This is a genomic window from Microbispora sp. CA-102843 (assembly GCF_050936215.1).
GTDB lineage: Bacteria > Actinomycetota > Actinomycetes > Streptosporangiales > Streptosporangiaceae > Microbispora.
In genome coordinates this window covers 5,818,170-5,835,607 of the sequence record NZ_JBNJNF010000001.1, presented here as the reverse complement: position 1 = coordinate 5,835,607, position 17,438 = coordinate 5,818,170, and the positions used below count along the sequence as shown (strand labels likewise).

Genomic DNA, 17,438 nt, shown 5'->3' with positions numbered 1-17,438 from the left:
GCGTTCCACCAATGGAACGTCGTTTCAACTCAACCTGGGTGTCTGGGGCATCGAAGTCGCGCAAGCGTCCAGGGGCTCAGGGGCCCGGCGGCGACACGACGTGATGCAGCATTCCGTTCGGTGACTCGATCAGCGCGCTCATCACCCTGCCGTACGGAGGGATCTCCTCCTCGGCGGGCCCGAGGACGGGCAGATTCGCATCCCTCGCCGCCTCGGCCGCGTCCCGCACCGAGGGCACGACGACGGTGCATGCGACCAGGCCGCGTGTCGGGGGGCGCACTCCACGCAGCGAGACATCCCGCGCGCCCGTTCCGTAGTCGATGATGCCGATGTACGGCTCCGCGAGCCGGGATCCGTAGTTCACGGCCCTGATGCCGTGCCCCTCGGCGAGGCCGACCATGGACTGGAAGGACTCGTCCGCGAACGCGTACTCGTACACCTTGTTCAGCCTCAGGACGTCCAGGTAGAACCATCGGGCGGCGCCGGGATCGCGTACGGGGGCGGAGACGCTCATCACCTCGGAGACGTCGCGATCCGTCACACTCACGTACCGCCGGAACCGGTCCGCGTCTCCCGAGCAGAGCGCGCACACCACTCCGTCATCGACCCAGAGGTGGGTTTCGCTGAAGCTCCAGGCGTCGAGGTCGTAGCGGGAGGTCGGCTTGAGCTTGCGTGCCCCCAGGTCGAGTGCGCCGCGCTCCACCTTCTCCGGGTCGGGGCAGTAGAAGTCGATGACCTTGAAAGCGTCCCTCGCGTCGCCGTTCTCCGGGGCGCGCGCCGCCGCGGGCGAGCTCGGCGTGAATTCCAGGAGGCGGATGCCGGCCCGGGTACCCGGCGTCATGAGCGTCGTCTCCAGGGCCGGCAGGCCGACCGACCAGATGCGCTCCGAATCCTGGGCCGAACGCTCGATGACGCTGTGCACCTGGAGCCCGAACGCGCCGGTGAACAGGCTCGTCTGCCGATCGGTGTCGCCGGTCACGATGACCGGGCCGAGGAGTCCCGGCTGGGGGAGGACGGTCGACGGCGTCGTCACGGGACTCTCACTCACCCGGCTCGGTGATGCCGGCGGCGCCCCTTGGAGGTCCGTCGCCGGAGGTGACGTGCACGATCGTCTTGCCGATGTTGCGGCCGGCCATGAGCCGCCGGAAGGCGGCAGGGGCCGAGTCGAGCCCCTCGTGCGTGTCCTCCAGGACGCGCAGCCGTCCGTCCGCGACGAGCCGGCCCACCCGGTCGGCGAACCGCGGCAGCAGGTCCTGGTGATCGTGTACGACGAGGCCGTGCACGGTGGCGCGCGCCCGCATCACCGCCCCGGCGGGCAGCGCGGTCGGTCCCGTCTCGTTGGCGTTGTCGGGCAGGCCGCACAGCACCACCCGGGCGCCGATGGCGAGCCGGTTCAGCACGCCTTCGAGCACCGCGCCGCCGGCCATGTGCAGGTAGCCGTCGACACCGTCGGGGCAGGCCTCGGCGAGGGCGTCGAGCCAGTCCGGGTCGTGGCGGTCGACGGCCGCCGCGTAGCCGAGGCGTTCGACCGCGACCCGGCACTTGTCCGGGCCGCCGGCGATCGCCACCGTGCGGGCGCCGGCGAGCCCGGCGAGCTGCCCCGCCGTGCCGCCGACCGCGCCGGTCGCGGAGGACACGACGACGGTGTCACCCACCTCCGGGCGCAGCAGCCGGCTCACCGCGGCGTACGCGGTCAGCCCCGGCATGCCGAGCACGCCGAGTGCCGCGGTGCGCGGCACGCCGGACGGCACCGGCAGCGGACGCGGGGACGAGACGGGGACGGCCGCGTACTCCTGCCATCCGGTCTCGGCCACCACCCACTCGCCCGTGTCCACCACCTGGGCGAGGGCCCTGCCGGGCACGAGCTCGCCGGGGTGTACGGGCGGATGGCCGAGGTCACGCCCGGTGAGGGTGCCGCGGACGTACGGGTCGAGTGAGAGGTGAACCGTGCGGACCAGCATCTCGCCTGGCCCCGGCGACGGCAGGGCGCTCGTCTCGGTATGGAAGTCGCTCTCGACCGGAACGCCTCGTGGGCGCCGGGCCAGGACGATTCTCCGTTGCGCGCCGGGGAGGCTCATCCGATCCGCTTCTCCTGGATGAGGGTGACGGTCATGCGTGACTCTCCTTCTCCGGCGACGCCGGCTCGGTCAGGCAGGACCCCAGGCTTGCATATCGAAACGTCGTTTCGCTAGGGGGAACATTGGCTCAACATCGAGCCTCGTTGAGGTTAGGCTGTCGCCGTGTCCACCGATCGTGTTTCGGCACCCGCTTATCAGGATCTGGCCGACCGGCTGCGCGAGCAGATCCTCTCCGGAGAGTTCAAGCCCGGAGACCGTCTTCCCGTCGAGCCCGAGCTGTGCGCGATGTACGGCGTGAGCCGGAGCACCGTGCGCGAGGCGTTACGCGTTCTGTCCAGCGAGCGGCTGCTGGTCACCCGGCGGGGGGTGGCGGGAGGCAGTTTCGTCGCCCGTCCCGAGCCGGAGCACATCAGCAGCTATCTCCTGTCCAGTCTGGCGCTGTTCCGAGACTCGGGCTCGGTCGCCAACCTGCTGGAGGTGCGCCTCCTGCTGGAGGTGCCCACCGCCGGACTGGCCGCCGTCCGCCGGTCGCCCGAGCAGTTGGAGGCGCTGCGGGCCGCGCTCTTCGACCCGCGTGAGGGTGAGCGCGAGGACCTCTACGCGGCGAACCGGCAGTTCCACAAGGCGCTTCTGGAGGCGGCGAACAACCCGTTGCTGGACGCGGTGACGGCGCCCGTGTTCAGCGTGCTGGAGAGCGGTTTCGACAGGGGCGGGGTTTCGGACGGCCACTGGCACAGGGTCGACAAGGACCATCGGAAGATCCTGGCGTACGTCGAGGCGGGAGACTCTCTCGGCGCCGAGCGGGCTCAGCGGGAGCATCTGGAGCACCTGCGCGCCACCTACTTGTTGATCGACAGGGAGCGCCGCCGGGGCGACGGTTGAGGGCCGCGGCACCCGCAGATTGGAACGCCGTTATGCACAGCGGAACAAACCCTTGACCCCCAAATAGTCTGACGTTTAGGCTCGGGCCCGTAACACGACAGGTCCGAGGTAGGGAGCGTCATGGGTGTCAAGCCGGGCTGGCAGGGCCGGTTCTTCGAGGATTTCGAGATCGGCGACGTTTACCGGCACCCGCTCGGCAGGACGGTGTCGGAAGCGGACAACACCTGGTTCACGCTCCTGACGATGAACACGAACCAGATGCACTTCAACGCGGAGTACGCGGCACGCTCCGAGTTCGGCCGGCCCCTCGTGGTCTCCACCTTCACGGTGGCGATCGCGGTGGGGCAGAGCGTCACCGACCTCACCCAGAACGCGTTCGCCAATCTCGGCTGGGACGACATCAAGATGACCCACCCGGTGTTCGCGGGCGACACGCTGTGGAGCGAATCGATCGTGCTCGACAAGCGCGAGTCGGCCAGCCGGCCGCACGCCGGCATCGTCACCGTGCGCACCCGCACGCTCAACCAGGACGGCAAGGAGGTCTGCTCGTTCAAGCGGACCTTCTACGTCTACCGCCGCGGCGCCGAGCAGATCGAGGGCGTCTTCCCCGCGGCCGAGCAGCCGCTCAGCCTGGAGGGCTGACATGCGCATCACCTACGGCCCCTGGGGGGAGACCCTCGCGGAGCAGGCGGAGGCGGCGCGCGCGGCGGAGCGGGCGGGCGCCGAGGTCGTCTGGGTTCCCGAGATGCACCGCAGCGCGATCGTGTCGGCGGCGGCGCTGGCCCAGTCCACGGAGACCGCCCGGATCGGCACGGCGATCGCACTCGCCTTCACCCGCAGTCCGATGGTGACCGCGCTGGAGGCGCTCGACGTCGACGAACTGTCCGGCGGCCGTTTCGTCCTCGGGCTGGGCACCGGTGTGCAGCGGCTCAACGAGGACTGGCACAACGTGCGGTGGGGCAAGCCGGTCGGCCGGCTGCGGGAGACCGTCCGCGACATCCGGCACTTCTGGGCGCACTGCGCGTCGGGCGAGCCGATGCTCCTGGACGGAGAGCACGCGCCGATGCGCATCCGCGGATACCGGCGGCCGTTCCCGGTCACCCGTACCCGGATCCCGATCTATTTGGCGGCGGTGGGCCCCGCGATGACCCGGCTCGCGGCCGAGATCGGCGACGGCTGGATATCGCACGAACTGTGCTCCCCGGCGTACCTCGCCGAGCGCATCCTCCCGGAGGTGGAGGCGGGGCTGGCGAAGGCGCCGGGAAAGAAACGGGAAGACCTCGACCTCGTGGTGTCCGCGTGCTGCTCCGTCGACGCGGACGCGGGCGTCGCCCGGCGTCGTGCGGCGGGCCTGGTCGGCTTCTACGCGAGCGTGCGCAGCTACGCCGACTTCTTCGCCTTCCACGATCTGGCCGGCGAGCAGGCCGCCGTCGTGGAGGCCTTCCGTTCCGGACGCGGCGCCGACCATCTCGGCGACGTCGTGCCGGACCGGATGGTCGACGCGGTCACCGTCGCCGGCGACCCCGACGAGGTGCGCGCCCGTCTGGCCGCCTACGAGGGTCTCGCCGACACCGTCAAGCTGACCCCGCCGACACACGGCCTCCCCGCGTCCGAGACCAGGGCGGTCCAGAAATCCATCATCCAGCTCATCGCCGAGATCACAGGAGGGCGGGCGTGAGACCCCTGGAGGACGTCCGGATCGTCGCCGTCGAGCAGTACGGCGCCGGCCCGTTCGGCAGCGTGCACCTGGCCGACCTCGGGGCCGAGGTGATCAAAATCGAGGATCCGCGCGTCGGCGGCGACGTCGGGCGGTACGTGCCGCCGTACGGCGAAGGCGAGGACTCGCTGTTCTTCGAGACCTTCAACCGCAACAAGCGCAGTCTGTCCCTCGACCTCGCCGGCGACGAGGGGCGTGCGGTCTTCGAGGACCTGGTGCGGGTCAGCGACGTGGTCTACAGCAACCTGCGCGGCGACGTGCCCGCGAAGATCCGCATCACCTACGACGACCTGAAGCACCTCAACCCCGCCATCGTGTGCTGCTCGCTCACCGGGTTCGGCATGACCGGCCCCAGGCAGAAGGAGCCGGGGTACGACTACGTCCTGCAGGGCCTCGCCGGATGGATGGACATCACCGGGGAGCCCGAGGGGCCGCCCACCAAGTCCGGGCTGTCGATGGTCGACTACTCGGGCGGCCTGGTGGCGGCGATCTCGCTGCTGGCCGGCCTGCACGCGGCCCGCAGGGACGGTGTGGGCATGGACTGCGACGTCAGCCTCTACGACACCGCCATCGGTCTGCTGACCTATCCGGCGGTCTGGCACCTCAACGAGGGATTCGTTCCGGAGCGCACCCGTCACTCCGCCCATCCGTCGCTGGTCCCCTTCCAGGCGTTCGAGGCGAAGGACGGCTGGCTCGTCGTCGGCTGCGCGAAGGAGAAGTTCTGGCAGCGGCTCGCCAAGGTCATCGGCCACCCCGAATGGGCGGACGACGAGCGGTTCGCGACGTTCGCCGACCGCCGCCGCAACAAGGACGTCCTGCTGCCGATGCTCGAGGACGTGTTCCGCCGGCGAACGGTCGCCGAATGGCTGGAGCCGCTCTACGCGGCGTCGATTCCGTGCGGCCCGATCAACGACGTCGCCACCGCGCTGACGGAGGAGCACACCGCCGCCCGCGGCCTGGTCGTGGAGACCGAGCACCCTCGCTGGGGCACGCTGCGCCAGGTGGCCTCCCCGATCCGGGTCGGTTCGCGGCCCCCCGAGTATCGGCGGGCGCCCCAGCGCAACGAGGACTTCGGTCACGTCGTACGCGGGCTCCTGGGATACGACGACGCGCGGGTGGCGGCGCTCGCGGAGGCGGGTGCCTTCGGACCGCCGACCCGGGAGGGGGCGTCGTGACCGCCGCGCGCGTCCTGGCCGAGTGGGCGCTGGGCCCGGGGCCGGCCGGCGCGCCCCCGGAGGTGCGGGAGGCGGCCTGCCGTCACCTGCTCGACGGTCTGGGCACGGCCGTCGCGGCCGGTCGTACCCGAATCGCCGCGCCCGCCGTCACGGTGGCGCGAGGGCTCGGGGGCCCGGCGGAGGCCACGGTGCTCGGCACCGGCGAACGCGGGTCGGCGGTGGCGGCGGCGCTCGCCACCGGCACGCTGGTGCACGCCCTGGACTTCGACGACACGCACGCGGGCGGACTGGTCCACGCCACCGCGGTGGTGCTGCCCGCTGCCCTCGCGGTCGGCGAGGAGGTCGGCGCGTCCGGCGCCGAGGTGCTCGCCGCGGCGGTCGCGGGCTACGAGACGGTGTGCCGCGTCGCCGCCGCCGTCCCGCACGGTTTCCACACCCGCGGGCTGCACGCGACCATGAGCTGCGGGGTGATGTCGGCCGCCGTCGTGGCGGCCCGGCTGCTGCGGCTCGATGCCGACCGGACCGTCGACGCGCTGGGCATCGCGGGCAGCCAGGCGGGCGGGCTGCTCGAGTTCCTGTCCACCGGCGCGTCCACCAAGCAACTCCACCCGGGCTTCGCGTCGGCCTCGGGCATCCTCGCCGCCCGGCTCGCGGCGGCCGGGGCCACCGGTCCGGACAGTGTCCTGGAGGGCCCGCACGGTCTGTACGCGGCGCTGGCCGGCCGGACCGTCGACGCCGGAGCGGTCACCGCCGGGCTGGGGGAGTCGTGGGAGACCACCCGTATCACCGTCAAGCCCTACCCCGCCTGTCAGCTCATGCATGTGACCCTCGACGCGGTCGCCGAGGCGCTGCGCGGGCACGAGGTCCGGGTGTCCGAGGTGATCGAAGTGGTCGCCGCCGTGCATCCGGACAGCGCGGCCATCGTGTGCGAGCCGGCCGAGCGGAAGGCCCGTCCGCGCACGCCGTACGACGCCAAGTTCTCCCTGCCGTGGAGTGTGGCGGCGCTGCTCCTCGACGGCGAGGTGACACTCGCGACGTACTCCCCGCAATCCCTTCGCCGTCCCGAGGTGGCGGAACTCGCGGCGCGCGTGCGTACCGTCGTCACCCCGGCCGGCACATCGGGCACCGTCGCCGCCGACGCGCCGGGACGCGTACTCCTGCGGCTCGCCGGCGGACGTGTGATCGAGGGGAGGGTGCCCGGCAGCGTCGGCGGCCCCGACCGCCCGCTCGGCGACATCGAGCTGGACGCGAAGTTCACCGCCAACGTCGCGGGCGACCCGAAGGAGACCGCCGAGCTGGCCCGCAGGGTGCGCGGCCTCGCCGACGAGCCCGATCTTTCCACCATCGCCGCACTCGCCGACCGGCTCGCCCGGCCGGCGCCGGAGGAACAGAGATGACCTTGCAAGCCATCCGTCCGAGCCATTTCCCGTGGTTCCGCTATGACGGCTACTCGTTCTCGCTCGGCCTGACGCACGGTGACGACGCCTGGCTGTCCGGGCACTCGGCCAGCGAGTACGACCCCGAGTCCGGGCGCATCGTCGTGCGCGGCGGGATGACCGACCAGGCCCGTACGGCGTACGCGAAGATCGGCGCGATCCTCGACGCGGCCGGGCTGTCCTTCGCCGACGTCACGCGCGTCACGGAGAACGTCACGGTCGCGGGCCTGGACGTCTACCAGGAGGCGGCGGCCGTCCGGGCGGAGATTTTCGGCGAGCACCGCCCCGCCGTCAGCACGGTGATCGTCGACCGCCTGCTGCGCCCGGCGGCGTTCATCGAGATCGAGGTGCACGCGAGCGCGGGCGGCGCGGCGGCCGCGGCCGGCGGCGTGACCGAGGCCCCGGACGGCACGATCTTCCTGCCCACGGTGCTGCCCCTCGACGAGCGGGGCGACGTGGTCGCCGAGGGCGATCTCACCGGCCAGTACGCCTACTGCCTCGAGCAGGCCGATCGGCTGCTGCGCGGCGTCGGGTCATCGCTGGACGCCGCCGTCACGACCTACGACTACACGACGCCCGCCACCCGGGACGTCTACCGGCGTACGCACGCGGTCCGCAAGGAGCGGCTCGGCGGAGCCGGCGTCTACCCCGGCGCCGGCGGCATCCTGATGAGCCGGCTGCACCGCCCGGGCGTGCTCGTCGCGCTCGATGTGACCGCGTCCCGGCACCCCCTGGAGGCGGTCAACCCCGGCTGGGCCCGCTACGAAACGCTCACCTACACCCCCGGGGTCAAGGCCGGCGGCATGCTGTGGATGAGCGGTTTCGCGGCGCTGGACATGGAGACGCAGCAGGCGCTGCATCCGGGTGACGTGGTGGCGCAGGCCGAGGTGACCTATGAGGCGATCCTGCGGGTTCTGGACGCCGCCGGCGCCGGGCCGGAGCACCTGCTGTCGACGATCGAATACGTCTGCCCCGAGGGGCTGAGCGCCTATCGGGGCGTCGCGGACGTGCGCAAGCGCCTGCTCCGCGAGCCGTGGCCCGCGTCCACCGGCGCGATCTGCGCGGGGCTGCTGCGTCCGGAGTTCCTCATCGAGGTCTTCCCCGCGGCGGTGCTCCCATGAGCGAGCGCAGCGAGCGAATCAGGGAAAACAGCGCCTGGCGAGGTGCTGGATTGCGCGCCTCCGGCACGACCGAACTCCGAGCCGAAGGCGAGGAGGAGTCATGAGCCTGCTGACCGAGGAGATCCGCGCGCTCGTCGGCAGGGAGGTCTCCTACACCGCACCGGAGGAGCTCGGCAGGGCCGCGATCCGCTACTTCGCCCGCGCCGTCGGCGACGACAACCCGCTCTACACGGACGACGCGTACGCCAGGCGGCACGGCTACGACGGAGTCATCGCCCCGCCCACCCTGGTCTGCGAGACGAACCAGTACGCCGACGTGCCGCCCGACCCCGACGGCTACGCCGGGCACGACTGGCACATCGAGATCCCCGGGACCCGGAAGGTGCGCGGCGGCAACACCTACACCTTCCACCGCCCCGTCCGGCCCGGTGACGTCGTCACCGCGACCTGGCGCCTGACCGACATCGCCGAGCGCCGCACCTCCGGGGGGCAGGAGATGCTCGTCGTCTCCTCGGCCGCCGAGTACACCGACCAGCAGGGCAGGCTGCTCGTCACGAACGAGGAGACCATCATCTTCGTCGCGCTGAAGGAGGAAGGGTGACCGACCCGACGGTGACCGACCCGACGGTGACCGACCCGACGGTGACCGAGCCGACGGTGTCCGAGCCGACCGTGGAGGCCGGCGCCGAGGTCGCTCCGCTGGAGCGCACGATCGGCCTCCGCGACATGATCGCCTACGCCGGCGCCACGTGGGACTGGCACCGGCTGCACTACGACCACGAGTACCTGGAGGAGCGGGGGCTGCCCGCGCCCGTGGTCGACGGGCAGGTCTTCGGCGCACTGCTCGTCGAGCAGATCCAGGACTGGCTCGGCCCGCGAGCCGTCGTCCGCCGCCTGCACTTCCGGTTCAAGAATCTGGTCTTCGCGGGGGACACCGTCCGCTGCGTCGGGCGGGTCACCTCGGTCGACGGCGACACCATCCGGGTGGAGCAGCGCATCCTGATCGTCGACGGAGACGAACCGGAACGGGTGGCGGTGGAGCCGGCCGGGGCCGAGGTCGTGCTGGGCCACCCCGAGCAGGGTGACCCCGAGCAGGGTGATCCCGGGCAGGGTGATCCCGAGCAGGGTGATCCCGGGCAGCGCGAACCGGAGGGGGCGCAGGCGCCATGACCACCTCGGTCGCGATCGCCGGAGCGGCCGAGAGCGATCTCGGCGTCACCGGCAGATCCATCCTCGGCCTGCAGGCCCAGGCGATCGGCCGGGCGCTGGAGGACGCCGGGCTGACCCTCGCCGACGTGGACGGTCTGGCCACGACCGGGGTGTCCCGGTTCTCGGCGACCCAGGTCGCCGACTATCTGGGGCTGCGCCCGGCCTGGACCGACTCGACCTTCGCCGGCGGCTCCGCGTTCGAGATGTACGTCGCCCGCGCCGTCCAGGCCATCGAGGCCGGCCAGTGCTCGACCGTGGTCATCTCGTACGGTTCCAACCAGCGCTCCGCCCGGTCCCGATCCCTGGCCGGCGTGGTCGAGTCGCACACTCCGGAGGCGCAGTTCGAGACGCCCTACGGACCCCTCTACCCCATCTCCTACTACGCGATGGCCGCCCAGCGGTACCTGCACGAATACGGCGGGACCCGGGAGCGACTCGCCGAGGTCGCCGTCGCGGCCCGCGAGTGGGCGCTGCTCAACCCGGTGGCGTTCCGGCACGGGGCGGGTCCGCTGAGCGTGGCCGACGTGATCGGCGCTCCCATGGTGTCGACGCCGCTGACCACGGCCGACTGCTGCCTGGTGACCGACGGGGGAGGGGCGGTCGTGCTCACCTCGCTCGACCGGGCCCGCGATCTGCGCAGGCCGCCGGTCCGCGTGCTCGGGTACGGCGAGTGCACGACCAACACCTCGATGACCGCCGTGGACGATCTGACCGTGACGGGGGCCGTCGAGTCCGGACGGGCGGCGTTCGCCCGCGCCGGGCTGACCCCCGCGGACGTCGACGTCGCCGAGGTCTACGACTCCTTCACCATCACCGTCGTGCTCACCCTGGAGGCGCTGGGGTTCTGCGGCCGGGGCGAGGCACTCGACTGGATCGCCGGAGGACGGATCCGGCCCGGCGGCGACTTCCCGCTCGACACCTCCGGCGGCGGCCTGTCCTACTGCCATCCCGGACAGTACGGCGTGCTGCTGCTGGTCGAGGCCGTACGGCAGCTGCGCGGCGAGTGCGGCGCCCGTCAGGTGCCGGGCGCGGAGATCGCCCTCGCGCACGGCACGGGCGGGATCCTGTCCACGCACGCGACCGTCCTGCTGGGGGTGGATCGATGAGCCCCGAAGCCCGGATGAGCTCCGAAGCCCGGATGAGCTCCGAAGCCCGGGTGAGCTCCGAAGCCCGGGTGAGCTCCGAAGCCCGGGTGAGCTCCGAAGCACCGGGGGCCTGCCAGGTGCCCGACCCCGACGAGGTGACCGCGCCGTGGTGGGACGCCACCCGGCGGCGCGTCCTCCTCGTCCAGCGCTGCGCGGCCTGCGGGCACGCGCAGCATCCGCCGCGTGCGCTGTGCACGGCCTGCGGATCCCCGCGCGACCTCGGCTGGTCGGAGGCGACCGGCGACGGCGTGGTGGACGCCTGCACGGTCGTCGAGCGGGCGATGCCCGGTTTCCGGCCGCCCTATGTCGTGGCGCGCGTACGCCTCCCGGAGGGCGTGCTGCTGCTCAGCAACGTGGTCACCGAGCGCCCGTATGACGTGGGTGTCGGCGACGCACTCCGGCTCGACTGGCGGCCGCTGCCCGATGGGCGTGCGCTGCCGGTCTTCGTACCTTCCGAAAGGTGACTGACCTGTGGACTTCGAGCTGAACGACGACCAGCGTGAGTTCCGCGCGCTGCTGCGCGCGTTCGTCGACAAGGAGATCGTGCCCGTCGCACGGGACTGGGAGCACTCCGGCCGATACCCGACCGAGATCGTGAACGGGTTCAAGGCGATGGGCCTGTTCGGCATCACCGTGCCGGAGGAGTACGGCGGGCTCGACCTGGACCCGGTGTCCTTCGCGCTCGTCTTCGAGGAGATCTCGCGCGGCTGGATGGGTGTGGCGGGCATTCTCGGCAGCCACTCCCTGGCCTGCCGGATGATCGCGATGCACGGCACCGAGGAACAGAAGCGGCGTTATCTGCCGGGGCTCGCCAGCGGCGAGCGGCGTACCGGAATCGGCCTCACGGAGCCCGACGCGGGCACCGACCTGCAGGGCATCCGCACCACCGCGCGCCGCGACGGGGACCACTACGTGGTGACCGGCACCAAGACCTGGATCACCAACGCGCGGCACGCCGATCCGCTGCCGGTGCTGGTCAAGACCGACCCGGACGCGACGCCCGCGCACCGCGGAATGAGCATCCTGCTTGTGGACGCCGACACCCCCGGCTACACGGTCACCAAGGACATCCCGAAGCTCGGTTACAAGGGCACCGAGTCGTGCGAGGTCGTGCTCGACGGCGCCCGGGTTCCGGCGGCGAACCTGCTGGGCGGCGTCGAGGGCCGGGGCATGCAGCAGGCGCTGTCCGCGCTGGAGTGGGGCCGGGTCAACATCTCGGCCCGCTCCGTGGGCATCGCGCAGCGCGCCTACGACGAGGCCTTGGCCTACTCCGGGCAGCGCAAGGCGTTCGGCCGGCCCATCGCCGACTTCCAGGCGGTTCAGCTCCAGCTCGCCTCGCTGGCCACGGCGCTTCAGGCGGCCCGCCTCATGACGTACTGGGCCGCCGACCGGGTCCGGTGCGGACGGGCCGACGCCCAGACGGGCATGGCCAAGATCTTCTGCTCGGAGGTCGCGCTGCAGGCCGCCATCGACGCGCTGAAGGTGCACGGCGGATACGGATACTCCACGGAATACGAGGTGGAGCGGCTGTACCGCGACGCCGTGCTCATGAGCATCGGCGAGGGCACCAACGACGTGCTGCGCACCGTCGTGGCCAAGGCCCTCACCCGCGGAGACGCGAAGGTGGGGTGGGGCGGGTGACCGCGCGCTCCTATCTCTACGTGCCGGGTGACTCGCCGGACAAGCTCGGCAAGGCACTCGGCCGGGGCGCCGACGCCCTCATCGTCGACCTGGAGGACGCGGTCCCCGCGGCGGGCAAGGACGAGGCGCGGACCGCCGTACGCGACTGGCTGGACACGGCCGACCCCGGACCGGTGGAGATCTGGGTCCGGGTCAATCCCGGTGAGCTGCGCGAGGCGGACGTGCGAGCCGTGGCGGCCTCCCCGAAGGTGGCCGGTCTCGTGCTGGCGAAGGTCGAGACCGCCGACGAGCTCGGCACACTCGACGCTCTGCTGACCGGCATCGGCGCGGAACGGCTGCCGGTCGTCCCGCTCCTGGAATCCGCGGCGGCCGTCCTGCGCGCGCCGCAGATCGCGGCGGCCCCCCGGGTGGCTCGCCTGCAGGTCGGCGAGGCGGACCTGCGCGCGGACACCGGCATCACTCCGGGCGACGACGAGCGGGAGCTGCTCTGGGTCCGCTCCCAGGTGGTGCTCGCCTCGGCCGCCGCCGGCATCGACCCGCCGGTGGGTCCGGTCTCCACCGACTTCCGCGACCTCGACGCGCTGCGGGCCTCGACGCTCGGCCTGGCCCGGCTCGGTTACGTCGGCCGCGCCTGCATCCACCCGGCGCAGATCGCGGTGGTCAACGAGGTCTTCACACCGGCCGACGACGAGGTCGGCTGGGCGCGTGACCTGGTGGCCAGGTTCGAGGCCGAGGGGTCGGGCGTGCTCGTCGACTCGAACGGGCGCATGGTCGACGAGGCCGTCGTGCGCCAGGCACGGAGAATTCTCGCGAGAGCACGGTGACATCTGGCGAGGCCGGAGTCGTCGATCTGCACGCCCCGGACCTGGCGTGGACCACCGTGCCCATGCCCGGGGCGGCGGACCCCGTCCGGCTGGTCCGCCTGCACCTCGACCACGCGACCCGCTCCTCGGTGTCGCTGGTGCGCTTCCCCTCCGGGTGGAGCAGGCCGGGAGCCGGCCACTACACCTGCGCCGAGGAGTTCGTCGTGCTCGACGGCCGCATCTCCGTCAGCGGCACGGACTTCGAGGCGGGGACGTACGCCTACCTGCCCCCAGGGGCGACGAGGACGGCCACCCTGGCCGGAGGCCGCGGCTGCCTGGCCGTCGCCTGGTTCTCCGGCGCGCCCGTCTGGCGGGATGGGCCGGCCGCCGGCATCCCGGACCACGACCCGGTTAACGGGCCCGTGCACGGATCACCGGGCCAGCGCCGGAAGCGGAGCCCGGCCGTGCCGGGGGAGGCCGCGATGCTCCCCTCCGTCGCCGATCTCCCCGAACGCCTCGCCGAGCCCGTCGACCTGCTGTTCGCCGACGTGGCCCGGTGGGCGTACGTCCCGCAGGGGGAGCCCCTTCCCAGGCTCTCAGGTCCCGTCCTGGTCCGGCGCTGGTCCGGTGCCTCCCTGACGCCATGACGAGCCGGGGCTCTTCCGGACCTCCCTGAACGCGGACGCGGCCGGGACGGCGGTGATGGACATCACCGCCGTCCCGGCCGCTGCCATGCTCAGGAGCTCGCGATCAGCGCCGCGTCGAGCAGGCCCGCGACCTTCGCCCGGCCCGGCAGGCCGCGCACCTTCTCCGCCAGCGTGGCCGCGGCCTGGGCCGGCAGCACGCGAGCGGCGTTGAGCTCGTACTTCGTCTGCAGCTCGTCGATGGTCAGCGGGTGTTCCGGCCCGCCCCGCGAGGAGTGGACGCGGTGCTCCAGCCGTCGCCCGTCCGTCGTGCGCACCCTCAGCACCGCGGAGAACGCCCGGGGGAACTCCTCGGTGCACTCCGCGTCGGGCACCACGCGCACCTTGGCGGCCAGGGCGAGCCTGCGCTCGTCCCGGAAGGCGGACTCGGTGAAGTCGTCGAGGTGCAGACCGAGTCCGCCACCCCCGATGAGGGCGCTGGCCACCGTGTAGGGGCCGGAGAACTTCGCGTGGTACGGCGTGCGCGGCCGCACCTTCTCCTCGTACGGCTCGCCGATGGTGCGCAGCGGGGCGGCCGCCACGCCGAGCTCGATCTCCGCGATGTCGCCGGGCCGCAGCCCGCCGGCGCGCAGGGCGAGGGCGGCGTCGATGCCGGGGTGGGTGAAGTGGTTGGAGGGATACGGCTTGTACACCGTTCTGAGCAGCTCCCACCGATCGCCGAGCCCGTCGGTGATGGCGCCCTCGTCGTACTGCCCGTCGAGGAACGCCTGGAAGAACCCGAATCGTCCTTCGAAGACCGTCGGCGGCCCGGTCACGCCCTCCGCCGCCATCCCCGCGGACACCACGCCCGCGTGGGCCGCCCAGCCGCAGTGGATCCGCTTGACGGTGCCGCCGGTGCGGTTGGCCTCGATGACACCGGCTCCCATGCTGGCGGCGATCCCCATCGCGTGGGCGATTCCGACGGCGTCCAGGCCCATCAGCAGCGCCGCGCCGGCCGCGGCGCCGACGGTCCCGCAGATCGACGTGGCGTGCCAGCCCTTCTCGAAGAAGAGGGAGTTGCGCATCTCCGGTATGTAGGACGCCATCCCCAGACGGTTGGTGATCTCGTCGCCCACCGCGACCGCCTGACACAACTCGGCGCCCGAGGCGCCCACCGCCTCCGCGACGGCCAGCACGGCCGGAACGACGGAGGCGGACGGGTGGAGCACCGAGGGCAGGTGGGTGTCGTCGAAGTCGAGCGCGTGCGCGAGGGTGCCGTTGACCAGCGCCGCCGAGGGCGCGGGAAGGGAGAGCCGGCGGCCGATGACCGACGACTCCCCTACGCCGCCCCATCTGCCCGCCATGCGCATGACCGCCTCGTGCGGTTCTGCGGGGCCGGTGAGCTCCTGGGCGGCGAGGCAGTTTCCGAAGGTGTCGAGCACGCGGCCGGTCACGTCGGCGACGATCGGTTCTGGCAGGCCGGCACGACTGGCGGCGGCGAACTCGGCCAGGGTCGAGACGATGGTCATGCCGCGAGCACCGCGAGGGGTCGCACGGGTGCGCCGGTGGCGCCCACGACGGGCAGCGGGTTGAGCACCAGCAGGAACTCGGGCTTCCCGATGCCGATCAGCTCGGTCAGGCGCATCGTCTCGACGATGTTCACGCCCGCCTCCACCAGCAGGATCCGGTGCACGGGCAGGGTCGCGTGGCCGCGCCCCGGGGCGATGCGCTCGAAGGCGATCGTCTCTCCGCCGACCACCGCGGCCCCGTGCCCGACCAGCCATCGAGCGGCGTCCGGGCCCGGGCCGGGCACCCCGCCCTCCTCTCCGGTGAACCGGGACGGCCGGTCCCACTCGCGGGACCAGCCGCTGCCGATCAGCACGGCGTCGCCGCGGCGCAGCTCCACGCCGGCCCTGCGCCGCGCGGCCTCCAGGTCCTCGGGAGTGATCTCGTAGCCGGGCGGCAGCACGTCGACGCCGTGTACGGCGGCCACGTCGAGCAGCACGGCCCGTCCGACATAGGGCTTGAAGGTCTCGATCCCGTACCGGGACAGCCCCTGGTGCGACTGGATGCCCGAGGCCTCGACCCGTCCGTACACGTAGCCGTCCTGGGACACGTGCCCGAGGGCGTCGACGTGCGTGCCGACGTGCCCCCCGGTGAGGATGACCTCGTTGGCCGCCGAACCGCCGTCCTCGCGGACCATGTCGCCGTGCCTGCGCTCGATGACCATCCTGAACCGCGGATGGTTCGGCGACTGGGGCATGCCCGTGCGCATCGGCTGCGCGAGATCGACGACTTTGGCGCCGTCGAGATGCCGCCACAACGACATCACACCACTCCCTTGTCTCGCAGGGCGGCGAGCTCGTCGGCGCTGACGCCGAGGCCGCCCCATATGTCTGTGTTGTCGGCGCCGCGCGCGCGACCGGTCCATCGGATGGAACCCGGCGTCTCGGAAAGCCGGAACAGCACGTTCTGCATGCGTACCGGCCCGAGGTCGGGGTCCTGCACGGTGGTGATCGTGTCGAGCGCGCGGTATTGCGGGTCCTCGAACACGTCCCTGATGTCGTAGATGGGAGCCACCGCCGCCTCGACCCGTTCGAATTCCTCGATCACGGTCGCCAGGTCGCGTTCGGCGATCCACCCTCCGACGTGACCGTCCAGCAGGTCGGCGTGTTCGGCCCGGCCGGCACCGGTGGCGAACCACGGCTCGTCGATCGCCTCGGGATGCCCGACCAGCCGCATCACCCGCTGCGCGATGGAGTCGGCCGACGTGGACACCGCCACCCAGAGGCCGTCCCGGGTCCGGTAGGTGTTCCGCGGAGCGTTGTTGACCGAGCGGTTGCCGGTGCGCGACTGGACCTGGCCGAGCTGGTCCCACACGAGCGGCTGCGCGCCGAGAATGGTGACCAGCGGCTCGATGATGGCCAGGTCGATCACCTGGCCGCGTCCGCTCCCTCCGGGCCGGTCGCGGTGATGCAGCGCCATCGTGACCGCGTTGACGCAGGTGAGCGCGGAGATCCCGTCGGCCAGACCGAACGGTGGCAGGGTGGGCGGGCCGTCGGGCTCCCCGGTGACCGCGGCGAAACCGCTCATCGACTCGGCGAGGGTGCCGAATCCAGGGCGGCGAGCGTACGGGCCGAACTGTCCGAAGCCGGTCACCCGGGCGATGACCAGGCGGGGGTTGAGCTCGTGCAGGATCTCCGGGGACAGGCCCCATCGTTCGAGTGTGCCGGGGCGGAAGTTCTCGATCAGCACGTCGGCGCGGGCGAGTAGCCGTTTGAGCAGCTCGGCGCCTTCGGAGCTGCTGAGGTCGGCGGTCACCGTTCGCTTGTTCCGGCCGAGCATCTTCCACCACAGGCCGATCCCGTGCTTGCTCGCGCCGTGAGTGCGTGAGGGGTCACCCCGCTTGGGGTGCTCCACCTTGATGACATCGGCGCCGAAGTCTCCGAGGATCGTCGCCGCCAGTGGCCCTGCGAACAGCGTGGCGGCGTCGACGACGACGACGCCGGCCAGCGGCCCGGCGGGCGTTCCAGGCTGCTGGGCTTCCGCTGATCGTTCCTCCGGAACGATCTGCTCTACATCCACGGAATGGGCCTCCTCGACCTGCT

At 72.1% G+C, this 17,438-nt stretch carries 18 protein-coding genes; 13 read left to right on the top strand and 5 right to left on the bottom strand.

Annotated elements, in window-relative coordinates; all coding sequences use genetic code 11:
- Nucleotides 1-76 precede the first annotated feature (76 nt).
- Together ACQEVJ_RS27085 and ACQEVJ_RS27080 are read right to left on the bottom strand one after the other, a co-directional pair.
- Nucleotides 77-1,033, bottom strand: a complete 957-nt coding sequence (locus tag ACQEVJ_RS27085) for a hypothetical protein (protein WP_433105724.1) — start codon at nucleotides 1,031-1,033, stop codon at nucleotides 77-79.
- A 7-nt stretch (nucleotides 1,034-1,040) separates the two neighbouring features.
- On the bottom strand, nucleotides 1,041-2,078 hold the full coding sequence (locus tag ACQEVJ_RS27080; RefSeq protein ID WP_433105722.1) for an NADP-dependent oxidoreductase: 1,038 nt from the start codon (nucleotides 2,076-2,078) through the stop codon (nucleotides 1,041-1,043).
- 162 nt (nucleotides 2,079-2,240) lie between these two features.
- Between ACQEVJ_RS27080 and ACQEVJ_RS27075 the strand changes: the two genes are divergently transcribed.
- The 13 genes from ACQEVJ_RS27075 (at nucleotide 2,241) to ACQEVJ_RS27015 (ending at nucleotide 13,854) form a co-directional block, all read left to right on the top strand.
- Nucleotides 2,241-2,960: a FadR/GntR family transcriptional regulator gene (locus tag ACQEVJ_RS27075; protein WP_433105720.1), complete on the top strand. Its 720-nt coding sequence runs from the start codon at nucleotides 2,241-2,243 to the stop codon at nucleotides 2,958-2,960.
- Nucleotides 2,961-3,080: 120 nt separating this feature from the next.
- A complete protein-coding gene (locus ACQEVJ_RS27070) occupies nucleotides 3,081-3,602 on the top strand; it encodes a MaoC family dehydratase (protein WP_433105718.1) in 522 nt (173 codons plus the stop codon).
- Nucleotide 3,603: 1 nt separating this feature from the next.
- Nucleotides 3,604-4,638 (top strand): LLM class flavin-dependent oxidoreductase, encoded by a 1,035-nt coding sequence (locus ACQEVJ_RS27065; RefSeq protein ID WP_433105716.1) that lies wholly within the window; start codon nucleotides 3,604-3,606, stop codon nucleotides 4,636-4,638.
- The gene (locus tag ACQEVJ_RS27060) at nucleotides 4,635-5,852 is read left to right on the top strand and encodes a CaiB/BaiF CoA transferase family protein (RefSeq protein ID WP_433105714.1); all 1,218 of its coding nucleotides are present in this window, start codon (nucleotides 4,635-4,637) and stop codon (nucleotides 5,850-5,852) included. Before ACQEVJ_RS27065 ends, ACQEVJ_RS27060 begins: the two co-directional genes overlap by 4 nt.
- Nucleotides 5,849-7,249, top strand: a complete 1,401-nt coding sequence (locus ACQEVJ_RS27055) for an MmgE/PrpD family protein (protein ID WP_433105712.1) — start codon at nucleotides 5,849-5,851, stop codon at nucleotides 7,247-7,249. The genes ACQEVJ_RS27060 and ACQEVJ_RS27055 overlap by 4 nt, the downstream gene beginning before the upstream one ends.
- Nucleotides 7,246-8,409 (top strand): RidA family protein, encoded by a 1,164-nt coding sequence (locus tag ACQEVJ_RS27050; protein WP_433105710.1) that lies wholly within the window; start codon nucleotides 7,246-7,248, stop codon nucleotides 8,407-8,409. Before ACQEVJ_RS27055 ends, ACQEVJ_RS27050 begins: the two co-directional genes overlap by 4 nt.
- Before the next feature lie 100 nt (nucleotides 8,410-8,509).
- Nucleotides 8,510-9,010, top strand: a complete 501-nt coding sequence (locus ACQEVJ_RS27045; RefSeq protein WP_433105708.1) for an FAS1-like dehydratase domain-containing protein — start codon at nucleotides 8,510-8,512, stop codon at nucleotides 9,008-9,010.
- The gene (locus ACQEVJ_RS27040; protein WP_433105706.1) at nucleotides 9,007-9,579 is read left to right on the top strand and encodes a MaoC/PaaZ C-terminal domain-containing protein; all 573 of its coding nucleotides are present in this window, start codon (nucleotides 9,007-9,009) and stop codon (nucleotides 9,577-9,579) included. The genes ACQEVJ_RS27045 and ACQEVJ_RS27040 overlap by 4 nt, the downstream gene beginning before the upstream one ends.
- The gene (locus ACQEVJ_RS27035) at nucleotides 9,576-10,724 is read left to right on the top strand and encodes an acetyl-CoA acetyltransferase (RefSeq protein ID WP_433105704.1); all 1,149 of its coding nucleotides are present in this window, start codon (nucleotides 9,576-9,578) and stop codon (nucleotides 10,722-10,724) included. The genes ACQEVJ_RS27040 and ACQEVJ_RS27035 overlap by 4 nt, the downstream gene beginning before the upstream one ends.
- A gap of 86 nt (nucleotides 10,725-10,810) precedes the next feature.
- Nucleotides 10,811-11,227 carry a Zn-ribbon domain-containing OB-fold protein gene (locus tag ACQEVJ_RS27030; protein WP_433105703.1) on the top strand — a complete coding sequence of 139 codons (417 nt, stop codon included), beginning with the start codon at nucleotides 10,811-10,813 and terminating at the stop codon, nucleotides 11,225-11,227.
- A 7-nt stretch (nucleotides 11,228-11,234) separates the two neighbouring features.
- On the top strand, nucleotides 11,235-12,404 hold the full coding sequence (locus ACQEVJ_RS27025) for an acyl-CoA dehydrogenase family protein (protein ID WP_433105700.1): 1,170 nt from the start codon (nucleotides 11,235-11,237) through the stop codon (nucleotides 12,402-12,404).
- Nucleotides 12,401-13,228, top strand: a complete 828-nt coding sequence (locus ACQEVJ_RS27020; RefSeq protein WP_433105698.1) for an HpcH/HpaI aldolase/citrate lyase family protein — start codon at nucleotides 12,401-12,403, stop codon at nucleotides 13,226-13,228. The genes ACQEVJ_RS27025 and ACQEVJ_RS27020 overlap by 4 nt, the downstream gene beginning before the upstream one ends.
- Nucleotides 13,225-13,854, top strand: coding sequence for a cupin domain-containing protein (locus tag ACQEVJ_RS27015; protein ID WP_433105696.1), 630 nt, complete (start codon nucleotides 13,225-13,227; stop codon nucleotides 13,852-13,854). The genes ACQEVJ_RS27020 and ACQEVJ_RS27015 overlap by 4 nt, the downstream gene beginning before the upstream one ends.
- Before the next feature lie 89 nt (nucleotides 13,855-13,943).
- Here the strand turns inward: ACQEVJ_RS27015 and ACQEVJ_RS27010 are convergent, their stop codons facing one another.
- From ACQEVJ_RS27010 to ACQEVJ_RS27000, 3 genes are read right to left on the bottom strand one after another with little or no spacing between them, the layout of a single operon-like run.
- Complete coding sequence (locus ACQEVJ_RS27010) at nucleotides 13,944-15,359, bottom strand: MmgE/PrpD family protein (protein WP_433105694.1); 1,416 nt, start codon at nucleotides 15,357-15,359, stop codon at nucleotides 13,944-13,946.
- The gene (locus ACQEVJ_RS27005; RefSeq protein WP_433105692.1) at nucleotides 15,356-16,159 is read right to left on the bottom strand and encodes a cyclase family protein; all 804 of its coding nucleotides are present in this window, start codon (nucleotides 16,157-16,159) and stop codon (nucleotides 15,356-15,358) included. Before ACQEVJ_RS27005 ends, ACQEVJ_RS27010 begins: the two co-directional genes overlap by 4 nt.
- Nucleotides 16,159-17,415 (bottom strand): CaiB/BaiF CoA transferase family protein, encoded by a 1,257-nt coding sequence (locus ACQEVJ_RS27000; protein WP_433105689.1) that lies wholly within the window; start codon nucleotides 17,413-17,415, stop codon nucleotides 16,159-16,161. The genes ACQEVJ_RS27005 and ACQEVJ_RS27000 overlap by 1 nt, the downstream gene beginning before the upstream one ends.
- Nucleotides 17,416-17,438 lie beyond the last annotated feature (23 nt).